Here is a 16271-nt window from a genome sequence, read left to right as displayed (position 1 = left end):
GCTCGACACCGGAAAAACCATCCAACGCCTGCTCAAGCGGCTTGCCGACCTCGGCTACCACCCTCAGCCGGCTGCTTCATCATGAGCGCTTCTTACCAGCCCCTTTGTTCATTTTGTTAAGGGTTCTAAGACCGGTGTGCGCATCACTACGCTGCAAAAGGGATTTGAGGCTGCCTGTAGACGCTGCGGGATTGACGACTTCCGCATTCACGATCTGCGGCACACCTTCGCCTCTTGGTTTGTGATGGATGGCGTCTCGCTATATATAGCTCGAGATTTGCCCGGTCATTCATCCGTAACAGTGACGGAGCGATATGCACATCTTTCACCGGATCAGGGACGTGTGCTGTCCAGCGGTTGGTTGCCCCATGAGGGCATCGCGTCGGGGCATGGAAAACATGCCGCATGCCCGAACAGCCGATGACTGCGAGGCGTTGCCGCCTTGGCGACCTTGACAGCTCGAATTTCGCCTCAGTTGCTTCACTTAACACAACATTACTTCGCGAATGTGTGCTTGCATCGCGTCTCTATCGGTTAAAAAGGTCGTTCAGCAGGATGCGAACGCTAATCGCTCTACGGATTAAGCCGCGCATTCGTAGTCATCTTTATCTTTTACGGAGTTACGCGATGAAAGTGCAAAGCACCACTATTCCTTCAATCTCAATCGAGTCTAACTCGAAAACGGCAATTAAGGATGCGGAAAATGCGCTTACTACAATTAAGAGAGGAACAAATGGCCGTGCGTTGCTAGATCATCTGGAAAGCTTTAGTCAAAAGGGAAATAGAGTCAAGATTTTTGTGGCTCCGCGCGGAGGAAACATGCGTAACGAAACGCGGGCCGTCGATGACATTGATTCTCCCGGGTCTGATAACAAGAACGCCATAAGGAATGCGTCCAAGTCGATTCTAGGATTTAGCGGGAAAGGGGCAAGTGCAATCGTAGAATGGAATCCGAGTAAAAGCCTGGTCCTTAGCCCATCCGGCGTGCCGATTGGACGCGAAGATAACATCGATAAGGCTTATCTGTCGCTTGGACATGAACTCGTGCACGCCTATTATATCGGCAACGGTAAATATAAAGGTGGCGGAGGGCACGAGGGTTTTCAGCCCGGCACTCGTTCTGCGGAAGAGGAACTGCGAGCAGTTGGGTTGGGTAAATGGGCCGGCGAGCCGATCAGTGAAAATGGCATTCGCGCAGACCACAAGGAAACTATGAGAACAGCGTATCCGCTTAGTCAAGACGAGAACGAGCGACTAAACGACTTTGATCCGACTGCGCGGTACAACGGATAAGCGGCCTGTTCCCGCAATAGCCTCTTGATACGCAAGCCCCCGACGACATCGGCAACCAGTCGTCGGCTTTTTGTCTTGAAGTAATGTGCGCTGCCAGAATATGCGCCCGGCGGAGACCGACAGGAGCTCTTCGCTGCAACTTATCGGACAGCCACGTTAGCTGTCGCGAGAACACACGGGGGGAACGTCCTATATGTGGGTAATCTGGGCATTGATTGCCGGTACTGCGCTCGCTTCTTTTTATGCGCTATTGCCGGATGCTCATTTAGGTGCCCCATCTCCCGATATGCCCACTGTGCTGGCTGGTGACATAGCGACTCACCGCAGCGAGCTCGAAGATTATGTGGTCGAGAGTAAACCGCCTGCAGGCGTGGTGCCGCAGGGCGTATTCGTCCACGCGGGCAACTGGAATTACACGTCGCTGCGTTGGCAAAACTACGTCAATAACGGAATCGTTGTCGTCTATCCATCGACCGGCATCGCGCGTTACCGACAGGATTTCTCGGCGCAATGCTCAGGCAGGCTCACTACTCGGTCGAAGCTGGCGCCTCACAAAACGGACAGATCGTCAATCCTCTGAATACCGGTGGTAACGTCTCACTGCCAGCCGGCATGCCCTCTCTTCCCGACGGAACTCCAGTATGGCTCGCGCAAGTCTACTGACGCGCCACGCAGCCGCGCGGCATTCTCGTCGGCACCGCGGCGTGACGCTGATCGAAACGCTCGGCGCACTGCTGATCGTTGCGCTGGTGATCGCTGGCGTCTCGACGATGATCAATAGGTCGTTGAAGGACAGTCGCGATCAGCAGGCCGCCGAGTATCAACGGCAGCTGGCGAATGCAGTGAATCAGTCAATCAATTTGAACTACGCGTCGCTTGTCTCGTCGATTCCGGTAGGAGCCACGAGTACCCCCTACTCCATTACCGATATGATGGAGAACAAGCTGGTTCCAGCCAGCTACGCGAACGCTCGCGACGCATTCGGTAAATCGTTTTGCCGGCTAGTTCAACTAGCCGGCCGCTGGGCAGATCGACGCACTTTTGATCAGCGCCGGAAGCACTGAAATTCCAGCCGTTGATCTCGATTATATCGCAGCGAACTCAGGCGTTGGTGGGGGAAAATCGGGACTGCCACACCGGTTACCGCTGTATGTGCGTATCGCGGCTGGAGCACGCCGCTGTCGAGCTGGAATACGGCGAACTGCACGGGTATGCCGGGTCACCTGGCTAATCAGCGATTCATGAGCGGGCCGAGTGGTCAGCCGGCCGATGATTTTCTGTATCGCAACGTGGTGCCGGCGCGGCCCGATCCGAATGCCATGAATGTGCCGATTGGGTTAGCTATTACTGTCGACGGTACCTCCCGCACAGGTCTCACTGACAGATCGGTCGCATTCGCGGTTGGCTCTACCGGTCATCTGCTGGTATGTCTCAGTGGAAACTGGAGTCAGGGATCGTGGGGCAGGTCCCAACAGGACCTTGCCGCCCTGTCTGTGTTACCCGCGAACGAGCTGGCGGTAGGCCAGACCCGTGTCGCATGCGACACCCAGTTGCCTTACACTTGGGACGGAACGAAGTGGGTCGCGTCTGCGATCGATAACAACGGCGTGCTGAATCTACGGACGACGGTCACTGCCGCCCCCCTGCGGCCTCGATACGACCGGAGCTGCGTAGCCGAATGCGGTGCAACTCGGCGTCACTACGACAGGCGAGATGCTGTCGTGTCAGAACGGTGTCTGGACGAGTTCGGCGTCCATCGTGCTCAACGGCTCGGATGTCGGCTGCATGTATATCATCGGCCCTGCTTCGACGCCGTACGATTACCGCAACTGCAGCGCGCCCGTCGGCACGAACTCGTGAGATACGACGTCCCAAACAACGAACAACGTTGTCTACCGAACAGTGACCTTCACGCGCAACGCACTGGTCAGTGTGACGAGCTACGCGCATATGAACTATGCGCAATGCAACACGACCCGATGGACAGGACAGCTAGCGCAGTTTCTGGCGGTGTAAGCATGTCGCTGAATCAGCCTATGCGGCCGGGCACCTATCTGGTCAGGATCATGACGAACTGGGGGATATTCTCCGGCCCGGGCATGAGCCAAGGAGCGACATGGACTTCCAACTATTGCCCCACAGGCCCGCCCAACATCGTTATCAACACCCCGCTGATGATGGGATGGAATGTGAGCACGTTGTATTGAGATGTGGCTAGGGGCATGTCGGTATGCAGCGCTACGTCAAGTGTCACGGATATATGGACTACGCGCCGGTGTAGTGGTTAACCAATCCCGGGCACTACACTAAATTGTGCGGCCCATGGACATCGTTTCACTTTCTTGAGGGCCATTTCCTTGACGTGCCTCGACCGGCGGATCCAGTTTGCCGTTGAGATGTGGAGAACGGGGTGGAATTGGTCTGAATTTGATGTGTTCGGTCATTGTGATTTAACACCGAGTGAATTCGCCTGGCAGCACGGCCGAAGGCTCATAAAAAGCCGAACACTGACGCTGCACTCTGTCCAGAAAAGCGGAGCTGTTCAAGGAATCGGCCATACCAATTATCCTGCTGTCCGAATTTGCACAGCCACCTCTATTGGGCCAGCCCCGATCTGATCGAGCGATGAGTGCGGCAGCTACGGGCGCAACATGCCCCATCAAACCAATCAGATATTGGCCCATGAAATCTATGCCAAGATCACGCATCATTACAGCCTCCTCCGCCTGACTGTGTTGACTGTGTATCTGCCAAGTGCCGGCAAGTGCCGTGGCAATCTGTTTCGGTTCACGCAATGGTGAGGGCTCGGTTCGTCAAAGAGGTATGAAGATGGAAAAAATGCCGCCGGTTTCGCTCCTGGACAAATACGTGGGCGAGGAACTCCTGCCGCTCTACACCACGACGGTGGTCGTGACTGGAGGCGTCTCCGGTCATGGCCGTGCCTCAGGTCAAGCCACAGCCGAGGACGGGGGGCTCGATGTACCGCTGCGGATGCCGCCAGCTTTGGGCGGCAATGGCGGCGGCACCAATCCGGAACAGCTCTTTGCCGCCGGCTATGCCGCGTGCTTTCACGGGGCGCTGAAGCTGATTGCCGTGAAAAAGGGCCTGAAACTGCCCGCGGACGTCGCCGTGCGGTGTTCTGTGACGATTGCGCGTGACCCCGAAGACGGGGAGTTCTGCCTGACCAGTGACCTGCGGGTGGCGCTGCCCGGCGTGCCTGAGGCGCAAGCCCTCGAACTTGTCAATGACACCATGATGACGTGTCCGTATTCGAAGCTGGCCAAACAGGGCATGGCTTCGACCGTTCAAATTTGCTGAGTACTGCGTCATGACGCCGAGTCTGATGAGTCGTCGTTTGGACCCCGCTATTTTTCGATTGCTTCAGAACGGTTATCAACACCTGGTCGGCCAGTTCCGGTCTCCGCCTGCGCAGATCAGCCGCACCGCGATGCAGTGGGTTTATTTTCATACACCGTTTGGACTGCTGGTTCGCTGCGCACAAGGCGGCCATGTCGTCCGTGGGTGCATAACCACCAGTCGCACAAGCCCTCGCACCATCTCGCATGGATTGAGCACGCAGTCAGTGAACCGACTATGGCTTGTGGGCGTCATGGTCAGTGGGATAATCGCCGCCGCCATCATCGCTGGAATGTGCGGGGTGCGGATCTGAGGTGGGGACAGCGGGCCGAACGACCCGCCTGAGAGGCGTGACGAATCTCTTACTTGTCGAAGATCAGCAAATCGGTCGCATTGGTGTCGGCGATCAAGGTGGCGATAAGTGTGGCCGGTTCGGTATTGCTGGCATTCTCACTTACGATGTGGTGTTCGCCCGGGCGTTCCGTCCAGCTTTCTCCCGCATGGTAAACCCGCGCTTCACCGCCCTCGACCTGGCTGCGGATCGCGCCGGACAGGACATAGGCCGTCACAAACGACTGCCCATGACGGTGAGGCAGGGATTTGCCGCCCGGTGCGTAAGTCACAATCAAGGTGGTCAGCGACTTGCCGGGCACGGTGGCGATCGCATATTGGTACGCCTGCTTGATAGTCTCCCCGTTGGCATTGCCAGGGGCATTGGCATGAGCATCATGCGCTTGCGCCACGACGGGGGCACCGAGTGTCATGAACGCTACAGCGGCAGCAGTAGCGGCCCGTGATCGAAAGTGTTTCATGTGGATTCTCCAGTAGGCGCGGCGACGCAGATTCCAAGCTTTAACTACGACTAAATTTATCGTTGATAAAGCGTAATGGGTTTGGTTGCATCGTGCAAGCGGAAAGGTTGACCCACGCGACAGGTTGAGCTGATAGGGGGCTAACAAGCGTACTGGACGCTGAGCCTTTTTACTGTGTCGATATCCGGAATTATTTATCGCCAAACCAGAGATTTATCGCTGCAAATCGAATCAATAGACTGGCGCGCATGGAAGCAAGGATCCTGGCCGCCCGGCCACAACCACTTGCTCATCTCAACCCAATCAAGGAGCTCGACCATGACTGACTCTCGCACGGCCCCCTATGCCATCCTATTGCTTCGCCTCGCCCTGGGCGTCATGTTCCTCGCACATGGCCTGACCAAGGTGTTGGTGTTCACCCCGGCGGGCACCGTCAAGTTCTTCGCGTCGATTGGATTCGCCGGCTGGCTCGCCTACCCCGTAATGGCGTTCGAAGTCATTGCCGGGGTGCTGCTGATTCTGGGTGTGTTTTCCCGTTGGGTCACCGCGTTGGCCACGATTCAATTGCTGGTGGCGTCCACGGTCCACTTCGGCAACGGCTGGTCGTTTACGAACCCGAATGGCGGCTGGGAATATCCGATATTTCTGGCAATTGTCGCCGCGGCGATCACTTTGCTGGGTGATGGCGCGTGTGCGCTGAAAAGCTCAACGCAACGGTAAACGCGAGCGGTCCGCTCCTGCTTTCAAGGCCACCGACATAACGGTGTCGGGCTAGTACTACTGCGTCATAAAATCGTGTGTAGTGACACAGCAATATGGGCATCTCTGAAGTCGCCTGGAGATGTCCAAGGCCAAACGCCTGCTTGAGATCCTGGTAGTCGCGCTCAATGCGCCAGCGCATTTTGGCAACCTGAACGAGATGTTCCACAGGTGTGTCTTCTGGTAATGCCGAAAAATAGTTACAGCCCGTTTTTTCTCTGAACCTGTCTGCCTCAGTACCTCAAGCCGGGAGTCGATGCCAGTCAGAGTCGATACCGGCTGATCATTGCATGGCATCACTTCCAGCATGGTGAACATAGCCGGCTTGATCTGCAGAGGATGAGCCACTGACTCGAGAGGCCATATGCGAGATCTCGCTGCAAGAGAGGGATAGGCCCATCATTCTTGCCTTCTCTCATCGCAACCTGCCGCTCAGGCGAGAAGATCCGTTCAGAAACACGACACCAGCGCACGAGTTTCCCTCGCCGTGTGGGGATCGGCCAATCAGAGGGAATAAATAAGCGTCCGCCGCCGGGAGGCGAAAAAATACGCCATCGGCTGATGGGGCCTGCTAACAAGCACCGTTAGCCGCCCGTGTCGCCAAGCGCCGCGGCAATCTGCGCGGCGGCGGTACGCAACGGTTCGACGAGATCGGGCAGTTGCTCGAACGGCACGCGCGCGCTGGGGCCCGACATGCCGATACACAGAAAATCGCGCTGCGTCGACAACGGAATCACCACCGCGCAACCGATCACACCCTGGCCGTACTCCTCGTTGCTGAAGGCCCAACCGTACTTGCGCACTTCGCGTATGTGCGCGGCGAATGCGTCGCGCTCCGTGATGGTGTTCGGCGCGAGTGCAACCAGCGGATGCGCGTCGAGCCACGCATCGAGCGCCTCGTCGCCGAGCGACGCCAGATAGAGCTTGCCAATCGACGTGCAGTGCAACGGCGCGCTACGTCCCTGCTCCAGTTGCAGCCCACTCGCGCGCCGCACCTGTACCGCGTCGATGTACAGCACCTCGCCGTTGGCGATCGTACCGATCTGGCAGTGTTCCTGAATCTGGGCAGCGAGCCGTTCGAGGATCGCATGCGGTTCATCGGCGACAACCGCCGCTTCCAGCACCTGACTACTGAGCTCGATCAGCTTCGGCCCCGGCAGCACGAGTTTCTTCGACCCGATCGCGCGCTTGAGCAAGCCGCGCTCCTCGAGGTTCCCGACCATCCGATGCACCGTCGGCGCCGGCAGCCCCGCCGCGGCACCGATCTCGGCAAGGCTCAGCGCGCGGCGCGCTCGCACGATCGCGCCGATCACGGCAAAGATGCGATCGATGGGCTGGTCGTTGGACGGCGTCATGGGCATGTACGTATTCGAAGCGGGTTAAAGAATTCGCCCTCGCGGACGGCACCCGGCATTTTAGCCTGGAGTATTTCCAGCGATGCGCCACGCGCCTTGCGGGGCGCGGTTCGGCAAGGTTTTCGACGCAGCCGTTCGCCCCTGCGCACGATCGGCTGGAACCGGTCCCTGCTGCATCGCAATTTTGAAATCGATTGACGAACCCCTGAAAAAATCTCTAATATCGGAATTGTTTATTCCGTTTTATGGAATAAACACAGACCACCCTTTGACGGCACAGGCCGAATGCATCTGTAAGGTAGACCAACATGAATCTCGAATCGACGGCCGATATCGCCTCGAACGCGCCAGCATCGGAAGCCGCGTTGTCCGCCACGGTCGGGAGGGTGGCGCGGCGGCTCATCCCGTTCCTGTGCATCCTCTATTTCTTCGCCTATCTGGATCGCTTCAACGTCGGCTTTGCCGCGCTGACGATGAACCAGGATCTCGGGTTGTCGGTCGCCACCTACGGCTTCGCGGCATCGATGTTTTTCTGGGGCTACATCCTCTTCGAAGTCCCGAGCAATCTCGTGCTCGGCAAGATCGGCGCGCGCTTCTGGATTTCGCGGATCATGATTACGTGGGGTCTGATTTCGGCGGCCACCATCTTCGTGACGGGCAGCACGAGCCTGTCGACGCTGCGCTTTCTGCTCGGTGCCGCCGAGGCGGGATTTCTGCCCGGCATTCTCGTGTATCTGACCGAGTGGTTTCCACGCGCCGACCGCGCCCGCATGATCGGCCTGTTCCAGATCGCGATGCCGCTCTCCGGCGTGCTCGGCGCACCGGTCTCGTCGCTGATCCTCGCGCATATGCATGGCGTGGCCGGTCTCGCGGGATGGAAATGGCTCTTTCTCACCCAGGGTCTGCCGTCGGTGCTGCTCGGCATCTCGTGCCTGTGGCTGTTGCCGTCGCGCCCCTCGGAAGCGAAATGGCTCGGCAATCGCGAACGCATCGAACTCGAACGCGTGCTCGACGCCGAGCGCCAGCAGACCGAAGCCGTGCGCGTCTTCTCGCTGCGCGAGGGCTTCACCAATCCGCGCGTGCTGGTGCTGGCGCTGCTGTTCTTCTGTCTCGTGTGCGGCTCGACCGGCGTCGGCTTTTTCCTGCCACTGATCGTCAAGGACTTCGGGCTGTCGACCGTACAGATCGGCGTGGTCACCGCGATTCCCTATCTGCTTGCCGTGATCGGCATGGTGTGGTGGTCCCGCCGCTCGGACATCAAGGGCAAGCGCATCGAGTACGTCGCACTCGCGGCGATTTTCGCCGCCGCGGGTTTTCTGCTCGCCGCGTTCACGCTGAAGACGCCCGTCGTCGCCGTGATCGGCCTGAGCATGGGCTGTGTCGGCATCTTCGCGAGCTTTCCGGTGTTCTGGACCTTGCCGCCGTCGTTTCTGACCGGCACGACGGCCGCCGCGTCGATCGCCTTCATCAACTCGCTCGGTAACGTCAGCGGCATCGTCGGGCCGGGCGTGATCGGCTGGACGCGCGACGTATCCGGCGGCTTCACGCTCATGCTGGGCATCCTCGCGGTATTGATGGCAATCGCCGCCGCGCTTTCCTCGGTGTTCGCCCGCATGAACGCGCGCAGCGAACCCCATCTCGCGCAACCTCATCCGAACCGCTGATTTTCCGGAGACGACTCGCATGCAAGGCTTACCCGAAATCGCGTTGATCGGCTGCGGCGGCACGATCTCGACGCTCGCCACCGATCCGCTCGACACGATCGACTATCCGGAAACAGGCGAACGGCTCGACGTGGCCGCGGTACTCGAACGCGTCCCGCTCGCGCAGCGCTTTGCGCGCATCCGCGCCGTGCCGTTCCGCGCAACCGGCTCGTCCGCATTCGGTCCCGCGGAATGGCAGGATTTGCGCGCCGCCATCGAGGCGGTCGCGCCGACCGTACAGGGCGTCGTCGTGCTGCATGGCACGGCCACGATCGAAGAAACCGCGTTCTTCCTGCATATGACGCTGCGCACCGCGACACCGGTCGTGCTGGTGGGCTCGCAGCGTCCGCTGAACGTGCTGTCCAGCGACGCCGCCATGAACCTGCTGGCCGCGCTGCGTGTGGCCGGCTCGGCCGATGTGCGCGGTCATGGCGTGCTGGTCGTGCTCAACGACGAAATCCACAGCGCGCGCGATGTCGTCAAGACGTCGAACTACCGGCTGCAGACGTTCGCGTCGCCGCTTTATGGTCCGCTCGGCTACGTCGAAGGAGACGGCGCGTATTTCGCGCGCCGCTCGCTGCGCCGTCACGCGCCGGATAGCGCACCCGCCGCATGGACGGCCGACGCGCCGCTGCCGCGCGTGGACGTCGTGTACTCGGTCGCGGGCAACGACGGCGCGCTGATCGACGCGTCGTGCGACGCGGGAGCACGCGGCATCGTGTGCGCCGGTCTCGCGCCGGGCCTGCCCTCGCCGGCCGAACGCAAGGCGCTGCTGCGCGCACGCGAGCGCGGCGTCGCCGTCGTGCAGACAAGCCGCGCACACAGCGGAATGATTCCCGCGCGACGCTGGCTCGCCGAACACGGCATCGTCGCCGGCAGCGATCTCACGCCTCAGAAATGCCGGATTCTGCTGATGCTCGGCATCGCGCTCGGCTACGACACCAGCGGATTGCGCGAACTGTTCGCCACGCACTGAGAAGACTATCCGTCGCCCCAACATGAAAGGAGAACTCATGCTGAAACTGCCCCATCACAACCGTTACGAATACAGCGCGATCAACAACCGCAAGGACTACAGCTGGCCGGGCGGCAAGCGTCTTGCGCTCTACTTCGGCATCAACATCGAACACTTCTCGTTCGGCCACGGCATGCGCCATGCGATTTCGACGCAGCAGGTGCCGCCCGATCCGCGCACGTTCAGCTGGCTCGACTACGGCAACCGCGTCGGCGTGTGGCGGCTCTTCGATCTCTTCGACGAGATGAAGCTGCCCGCGTGCCATCTGATCAACACGACCGTGTTCGATTACGCGCCGGACATTCTCGAAGCCATCAAGGCGCGCGGCGATGAAATCATCGGCCACGGGCGCACCAACGCCGAGAAGCAGGGCGACATGTGGGAAGAAGACGAGGCGCGTTTTCTCGCCTATATCCACGACAAGATCCGCACCGACAGCGGCACCGCGCCGCGCGGCTGGATGGCGCCGTGGATGTCGCAATCTCACGTCACGGCCGATCTTCTCGACGAAACCGGCTTCCGTTTCGCGATGGACTGGCCGTTCGACGACCAGCCGATCTGGATGCGCACGCGCAACGGCCGCCTGATGTCGCTGCCCTATCCGCTCGAAATCAACGACTCGCCGCAGGTCGTCGTGCAGAAGCAGACCGGCGAAGCGTTCGCCCAGTCGATCATCGATCAGTTTGACGAAATGATCGAGCAATCCGAAAAGCAGCCGCTCGTCTGCGGCATCGCGCTGCACACCATGGTGGTCGGTCAGCCGTTCCGTTTGCGTGCGTTGCGCCGCGCGTTGCAGCACATCGTCTCGCATCCCCTGTTCGACCGCGTGTGGCTCACGCGCCCCGGCGCAATCTACGACCACTGCTGTTCGCTGCCGCAAGGCACGATTCCCGGCGACGACTACCCGTGGCGCGAGGGCGCAAGAGAGGGGACGCGATGAAACTCGCCGACAAGGTCGCCATCGTCACCGGCGCGGCGTCCGGCATCGGCGCGGATGCGGCCCGCACCTTCGCGCGCGAAGGCGCGAAGGTCGCGCTCGTCGATCTGAACGGCGATGCGCTCGCGAGCGTCGAGCGCGAGATTACCGAGGCAGGCGGGGAAGCGCTCGCGATCTGCGCGAATGTCGCCGATGCCGAAGCGGTGCAAGCCGGCGTCGCACGCGTGCTGTCGCGCTGGCAGCACGTCGACGTATTGCTGACCTGTTCGGCGATCTCGCCGGGCGGACGCGTCGACGAACTGGACGAGGCGACGTGGGATCGCGTGTTCGACATCAACGTAAAGGGCTGCTTTCTATGGGCCCGCGCCGTCCTGCCGACGATGCTCGCGCGGCAGCGCGGCTCGATCGTCTTCGTCGGCTCGCAACTGGTGGCGTCGAGCGGCGGCGGCAACGCCTCGTATGTCGCGAGCAAGGGCGCGGTCGCCACACTCGCGAAGACGATGGCGGTGGACTACGCATCGCAGGGTATCCGCGTGAACGCGCTGATGCCCGGCGTGATCGACACGCCGATGTCGCGTACCTCGATCGGACGCAGCGCCGATCCGGACGCGACCCGCACGCGCTGGCAGAACCGCCATGCGATGAAGCGCTTCGGGCGCGTGGAAGAAACCTCGCGCGCGGCCCTCTTTCTCGCCAGCGACGATTCCTCGTTCACCACTGGCAGCTGGCTTTTCGTGGACGGCGGCTGGTCCGCCACCTGAGCGCACGCGGGCCGTATCCGGCCCGCGCATTGCGCAACATCAACAGTCATTGAAGGACACTTCGCATCATGGGCAAGAAACTTAGCGACGCACAGATCCAGCACTATCGCGACTTCGGCTACGTCAGCCCGGTCGACGCCTTTCCGGCCGATCAGGCCGCGAACTATCTTCAGCAACTCGAAGCATTCGAGGCAACCCGCAACCAGCAGATGGGCAAGGGCTTCAATTTCAAACCGCATCTGCTCTTTCCATGGGTGGACGAAATCGGCCGTCACCCGGCCGTGCTCGACGCCGTGGAAGACCTGATCGGCCCGGACATCCTGCTATTCAATCTCGCCGTGTGGCCCAAGAAAGCGCATGACCCGGCTTATGTGTCCTGGCATCAGGATTCGACCTACTTCGGGCTGGAGCCCAGCACGCAGGTCACGATCTGGGTCGCGCTGACCGATGCGTCGATCGAAGCGGGCTGCATGGAAGTCGTGCCCGGATCGCACAAGCTCGGCCAGCTGCATCACGGCGAAGTGCCGTCCAAAGACATTCTGTTGTCGAAAGGCCAGACGATCGACGTCGACTACGATCGCAGCAAGACCGCCTTCATGCCGGTCAAACCGGGACAATTCTCGATACACGACACCTATCTGATCCACGCATCCGGTCCGAACCAGTCGGATCACCGGCGAGTGGGGCTCGGCTTCAGCTACATCCCGACGCACGCGCGCAATGTCGGCTCAACGCGTCTGACGGCCATGCTCGTGCGCGGCGAGGACACATTCGGCTATTACGACGACGAACCGCGTCCGCGCGTGAACAACGGCGAAGCGGAGCAGGCCTTTCATCAGGAAGCGGTTGCCCGCTTCCAGCGGGGACTCGACGAGCAGGCCGCCAAGTATTGAAGCGTTAGCGCGCGGGAGTTCGTGTATCGCGCTCCCGCGGCGATCGGGCATCGTCGCCGTTAAATGCTGTGCAAGAAAACTCACCAGGAAAGGAGTAGGGACAATGTCACAGTCATTTTCGCAAGCCGCATCTACGACTGCCTCGAACCGGCTGGTCAGCGCGACCACCTCGAAGGTCGCCCGCAAGCTGGTTCCGTTCCTGCTGGTTCTGTATTTCTTTGCCTATCTCGACCGCTTCAATGTGGGCATCGCTTCGCTCACGATGAACAAGGATCTGGGTTTATCCATGGCGGCCTATGGATTTGCCGCTTCCATGTTCTTCGTGGGCTATATTCTTTTCGAGGTTCCGAGCAACATCGTTCTAGGCAAAGTCGGCGCGCGTTACTGGATCGCCCGCATCATGATTTCGTGGGGCGTGCTGTCGTCCGCCATGGTCCTCGTGCAGGGTGAGACCAGCATGGCGGTTCTGCGATTTCTGCTGGGTGTGGCCGAAGCGGGCTTTTTCCCCGGCATCGTCGTTTATCTGACGCAATGGTTCCCGAGGTCGACCCGGGCCGGAGCCCTGGGCATGTTTGCGGTGGCCATGCCATTGGCCGGCGTCGTGGGCTCGCCCATTTCCGCCGTGATCCTGAACTACACCGATCATGTGCTGGGCATGCAGGGCTGGAAATGGCTGTTCCTGCTCGAAGGCTTACCCTCGGTACTGCTTGGCATTGCCTGCCTGTGGCTGCTGCCCTCGCGGCCCGCGGACGCAAAATGGCTGAGCGCCGCCGAGCGATCCGCCCTCGAAGCGGTGCTCGAAGCCGAGCGCAAGGAAACCGAGGCCGTGCATAAGTTTTCGCTGATGGAAGGCTTCATGACCCCGCGCGTGCTGATCCTCGCATTACTGCTGTTTTGCCTGATCTGCGGCTCGTCCGGGTCCGGCTTCTTCCTTCCCCAGGTCATCAAGGATTTCGGCCTCGGTACGGTTCAGGTAGGCGTCGTGACGGCCATTCCCTATCTGCTGGCCGCTATCGCGACAGTCTGGTGGTCGCGCCAGGCGGACCGTCATCATGGGGGCATACGCTATGTGGCGATTCCTGCGGCCTTCAGCGCCGTCGGCTCCCTGATCGCGGCGACTTTCTTGCAGACGCCGTTTGTTGCCGTGATCGGTCTCAGCATGGCGTGCATGGGCATCTTCGCGACGTTCCCGGTTTTCTTCACGGTGCCCCAGACCTTCATGACCGGCCTCGCCGCCGCAGCAGCGATCGCGTTCGTCAATTCCTTCGGCAATATCAGCGGTATCGTGCTGCCCGGGTTTATCGGCTGGACACGCGACGTATCGGGTGGTTTTGCGCTGATGCTTTATATCCTGTCGGGGATTTTCGCTTTTGCCGTATTCCTGTGCTGGTGTTTCTCCGCGCTCCATCGCCGGCAGCAGGCAGCGGATCGTCAGCAAGCGCTGGCATAGCACGAGAAGAGGTCGTCCGGCGCAACCGTGTAAGCGGGTTCCCAGCCTCGGGAGAGCAAGAGAGGCTGGTCCCGGTGCAAGCTCAATAGCGCTTCGCCTGCTCGGCGTTCAGTTCCTGGAAGCGGCCCAGCGAGAACTGATGCGCCGCCTGTTCCGCTTCACCATAGTCGACCTTCGGACGCGGCTCGTCGTCGAAATTGCCGTACCTGTCTTCGCCACGCATCAGCATGGCGCTCAGCCTGACATCGCTCTTGCATCGCGACGAAGCCGGGATGTAGCTCAGCGCCATGCCGACACGCCGAAAATCGGACTCGTTCGGACCCGATGCGTGAATCAGAAACGTATCGTGCAGCGAGCACTGACCTGCCTTGACCGGCATGAATTCAGTACGAGACTTGTCGTACGGCACGTCGATGGTCTGCCCGCGCGACAGCAGAATATTGTCGGACTTGACCTCCGCGTGATGCAGCTGTCCCAGCTTATGCGAGCCCGGCACGACCTCCATGCAGCCGGACTCGATCGGCGCATCGGCCAGTGCGATCCAGACCGCAACCTGCGTGGAAGGGTCCAGCCCGAAGTAGGTCGCGTCCTGGTGCCAGCTGACGTAGGCCGGATCATGAGCATCCTTGGGCCACACCGCCATATTGAAGAGCCGGATATCAGGCCCGATCAGATCTTCCACGTAATCGAGAATGATCGGGTTATGAACAATTTCGTCGACCCAGCGAAACAGCAGATGCGGCTTGAAGTTGAAACCCTTACCTTTGCGCGGCGTGAAACCCTGCGCCTTGTTCTGCTGGTTCTGGCTGGCCTCGAATGCTTCCAGCTGATCCAGATAACCCTTCGCCTGCTCCTTGCTGAACACGTCCAGCGGATACAGGAAACCGTTGTCGTTGTATTTGTCGACCTGCGCTTGCGTTAATCCTTTCAGCATTGCCTTCTCCAAAAAAATGCCCCGTCGCGCGGGATGCACGGTGCGAGCACACTTCGTCATGACCGTTATACGGATCACTCTCCCCGACAATTTATTCCATATTTCGGAAATATTTATTCTATATTTTAAAATAAATGTCTCGGGTGTCAAGCAAACGCATTCCCTGACAGGAGACGTTGGGGGATGGGCGACGCGGGTTTCGTGGGGATGAAAGGAGAAGGTCCGGCTCGCCGCCGGGGGCTGCAACGTCCCGCCGGAGCAGGAAAAGATGGGGATCGGGAAGAACATCCGGGACAGGCGTCAGCGGATCTGGCAGAGGGTGCCGACGTGCGGAGGATGGGGCATCGATCCCGACACGCCAGCGGGCCACGAAGCGCTTCTTCGCGCCATGACCGGGTGTCGGGTTGAGGGGAGTATGAGGAGAGGCTACCGAAGCCTCTGAAGCGGAAAAACGTGCGCGAAGCTCAGGACGCCGCCTGCTCGATCACCGGCTCGCATCGAATCGGAAAATTGACCGAGTTCGCGATATAGCACTTCTGATGCGCAACATGATGCAATGCTTCCGCGAGGCTGCCGTCGTCGCCGGCTCGAATCGTCACGCGCGGGCGCAGGACGATCTGCGTGAAACGCCCCTGTTCGGGGTCGTCCATCATCGTGCCGTCCGCCTCGTCCGCATACGCCAGCACACAGACACCCGCATCCGCGCACAGATGCAGATACCACAGCTTATGGCAAGCCGAGACCGCGGCTACCAGCAAATCTTCGGGATTCCAGCGCGCCGCGTCGCCGAGAAACGCGGCGTCGGCCGAGCCTGCGATATCGGGCTTCGCGCCCGCGCGAATCGTATGGTCACGACCATAGTCGCGATATCCCGACGTGCCGCTGCCCTTGTTGCCGGTCCAGTCGACCGTCACGCGATACGTGTGCTTACCGTAGGCCATCGTGTTCTCCTCTGAAGTCGAAGCGTTGCAGCGCTGCATGTGAGCGCCGCCCTCATCGCAA

Annotated in this window: 18 protein-coding genes and 1 pseudogene; 14 read left to right on the top strand and 5 right to left on the bottom strand. The window is 60.2% G+C overall.

Translation table 11 applies throughout. The features are described 5' to 3' along the window. Nucleotides 1-136 precede the first annotated feature (136 nt). The 7 genes from G3N58_RS22490 to G3N58_RS22460 all read left to right on the top strand — a co-directional run bounded on the left by G3N58_RS22490 (nucleotide 137) and on the right by G3N58_RS22460 (nucleotide 4611). The gene (locus tag G3N58_RS22490; protein WP_167037476.1) at nucleotides 137-424 is read left to right on the top strand and encodes a site-specific integrase; all 288 of its coding nucleotides are present in this window, start codon (nucleotides 137-139) and stop codon (nucleotides 422-424) included. A 203-nt stretch (nucleotides 425-627) separates the two neighbouring features. Further along, entirely contained in the window at nucleotides 628-1293 is a 666-nt protein-coding gene (gene xopG, locus G3N58_RS22485) for a XopG/HopH/AvrPtoH family type III secretion system effector (protein ID WP_167037479.1), read from the top strand. Between the two features lie 193 nt (nucleotides 1294-1486). Then, entirely contained in the window at nucleotides 1487-1873 is a 387-nt protein-coding gene (locus G3N58_RS22480; protein WP_167037482.1) for a hypothetical protein, read from the top strand. Nucleotides 1874-1997: 124 nt separating this feature from the next. Next, nucleotides 1998-2357 carry a hypothetical protein gene (locus G3N58_RS22475; protein ID WP_167037485.1) on the top strand — a complete coding sequence of 120 codons (360 nt, stop codon included), beginning with the start codon at nucleotides 1998-2000 and terminating at the stop codon, nucleotides 2355-2357. A 649-nt stretch (nucleotides 2358-3006) separates the two neighbouring features. Next, nucleotides 3007-3153 (top strand): hypothetical protein, encoded by a 147-nt coding sequence (locus G3N58_RS22470; RefSeq protein WP_167037488.1) that lies wholly within the window; start codon nucleotides 3007-3009, stop codon nucleotides 3151-3153. Between the two features lie 158 nt (nucleotides 3154-3311). Then, nucleotides 3312-3500: a hypothetical protein gene (locus G3N58_RS22465; protein WP_167037491.1), complete on the top strand. Its 189-nt coding sequence runs from the start codon at nucleotides 3312-3314 to the stop codon at nucleotides 3498-3500. 616 nt (nucleotides 3501-4116) lie between these two features. Continuing rightward, a complete protein-coding gene (locus tag G3N58_RS22460) occupies nucleotides 4117-4611 on the top strand; it encodes an Ohr family peroxiredoxin (RefSeq protein ID WP_167037494.1) in 495 nt (164 codons plus the stop codon). A gap of 401 nt (nucleotides 4612-5012) precedes the next feature. Here G3N58_RS22460 and G3N58_RS22455 read toward each other — a convergent pair whose 3' ends face one another. Continuing rightward, nucleotides 5013-5462 (bottom strand): cupin domain-containing protein, encoded by a 450-nt coding sequence (locus G3N58_RS22455; RefSeq protein WP_167037497.1) that lies wholly within the window; start codon nucleotides 5460-5462, stop codon nucleotides 5013-5015. Nucleotides 5463-5780: 318 nt separating this feature from the next. Here G3N58_RS22455 and G3N58_RS22450 point away from each other — a divergent pair, with 318 nt between their 5' ends. After that, the gene (locus G3N58_RS22450) at nucleotides 5781-6182 is read left to right on the top strand and encodes a DoxX family protein (protein WP_167037500.1); all 402 of its coding nucleotides are present in this window, start codon (nucleotides 5781-5783) and stop codon (nucleotides 6180-6182) included. Between the two features lie 115 nt (nucleotides 6183-6297). On the opposite strand, the pseudogene G3N58_RS22445 reads toward G3N58_RS22450, so the two are convergent. Beyond that, nucleotides 6298-6420: pseudogene (locus G3N58_RS22445) on the bottom strand (transposase); the annotation flags it as partial. Between the two features lie 385 nt (nucleotides 6421-6805). After that, nucleotides 6806-7576 (bottom strand): IclR family transcriptional regulator, encoded by a 771-nt coding sequence (locus G3N58_RS22440; RefSeq protein ID WP_167037503.1) that lies wholly within the window; start codon nucleotides 7574-7576, stop codon nucleotides 6806-6808. Between the two features lie 308 nt (nucleotides 7577-7884). Between G3N58_RS22440 and G3N58_RS22435 the strand changes: the two genes are divergently transcribed. The 6 genes from G3N58_RS22435 to G3N58_RS22410 all read left to right on the top strand — a co-directional run bounded on the left by G3N58_RS22435 (nucleotide 7885) and on the right by G3N58_RS22410 (nucleotide 14335). Continuing rightward, nucleotides 7885-9240 carry an MFS transporter gene (locus G3N58_RS22435; protein ID WP_167281396.1) on the top strand — a complete coding sequence of 452 codons (1356 nt, stop codon included), beginning with the start codon at nucleotides 7885-7887 and terminating at the stop codon, nucleotides 9238-9240. Between the two features lie 19 nt (nucleotides 9241-9259). Further along, nucleotides 9260-10255, top strand: a complete 996-nt coding sequence (locus tag G3N58_RS22430; protein ID WP_167037509.1) for an asparaginase — start codon at nucleotides 9260-9262, stop codon at nucleotides 10253-10255. Nucleotides 10256-10292: 37 nt separating this feature from the next. Then, the gene (locus tag G3N58_RS22425; protein ID WP_167037512.1) at nucleotides 10293-11234 is read left to right on the top strand and encodes a polysaccharide deacetylase family protein; all 942 of its coding nucleotides are present in this window, start codon (nucleotides 10293-10295) and stop codon (nucleotides 11232-11234) included. Continuing rightward, complete coding sequence (locus tag G3N58_RS22420; RefSeq protein WP_167037515.1) at nucleotides 11231-11992, top strand: glucose 1-dehydrogenase; 762 nt, start codon at nucleotides 11231-11233, stop codon at nucleotides 11990-11992. The genes G3N58_RS22425 and G3N58_RS22420 overlap by 4 nt, the downstream gene beginning before the upstream one ends. A 68-nt stretch (nucleotides 11993-12060) precedes the next feature. Continuing rightward, the gene (locus G3N58_RS22415) at nucleotides 12061-12885 is read left to right on the top strand and encodes a phytanoyl-CoA dioxygenase family protein (protein ID WP_167037518.1); all 825 of its coding nucleotides are present in this window, start codon (nucleotides 12061-12063) and stop codon (nucleotides 12883-12885) included. Nucleotides 12886-12988: 103 nt separating this feature from the next. After that, nucleotides 12989-14335 (top strand): MFS transporter, encoded by a 1347-nt coding sequence (locus G3N58_RS22410; RefSeq protein ID WP_206000237.1) that lies wholly within the window; start codon nucleotides 12989-12991, stop codon nucleotides 14333-14335. A gap of 82 nt (nucleotides 14336-14417) precedes the next feature. On the opposite strand, the gene G3N58_RS22405 is transcribed toward G3N58_RS22410, so the two are convergent. Beyond that, nucleotides 14418-15269 carry a phytanoyl-CoA dioxygenase family protein gene (locus G3N58_RS22405; protein ID WP_167037524.1) on the bottom strand — a complete coding sequence of 284 codons (852 nt, stop codon included), beginning with the start codon at nucleotides 15267-15269 and terminating at the stop codon, nucleotides 14418-14420. Between the two features lie 464 nt (nucleotides 15270-15733). Next, nucleotides 15734-16210 (bottom strand): OsmC family protein, encoded by a 477-nt coding sequence (locus G3N58_RS22400; RefSeq protein ID WP_206000236.1) that lies wholly within the window; start codon nucleotides 16208-16210, stop codon nucleotides 15734-15736. Nucleotides 16211-16271: the final 61 nt, after the last annotated feature.

It is taken from the genome of Paraburkholderia sp. Ac-20342 (assembly GCF_017104985.1).
Lineage (GTDB): Bacteria > Pseudomonadota > Gammaproteobacteria > Burkholderiales > Burkholderiaceae > Paraburkholderia.
Note: the sequence above shows the minus strand (reverse complement) of the source record. Positions and strands in the feature narration are given on the sequence as shown.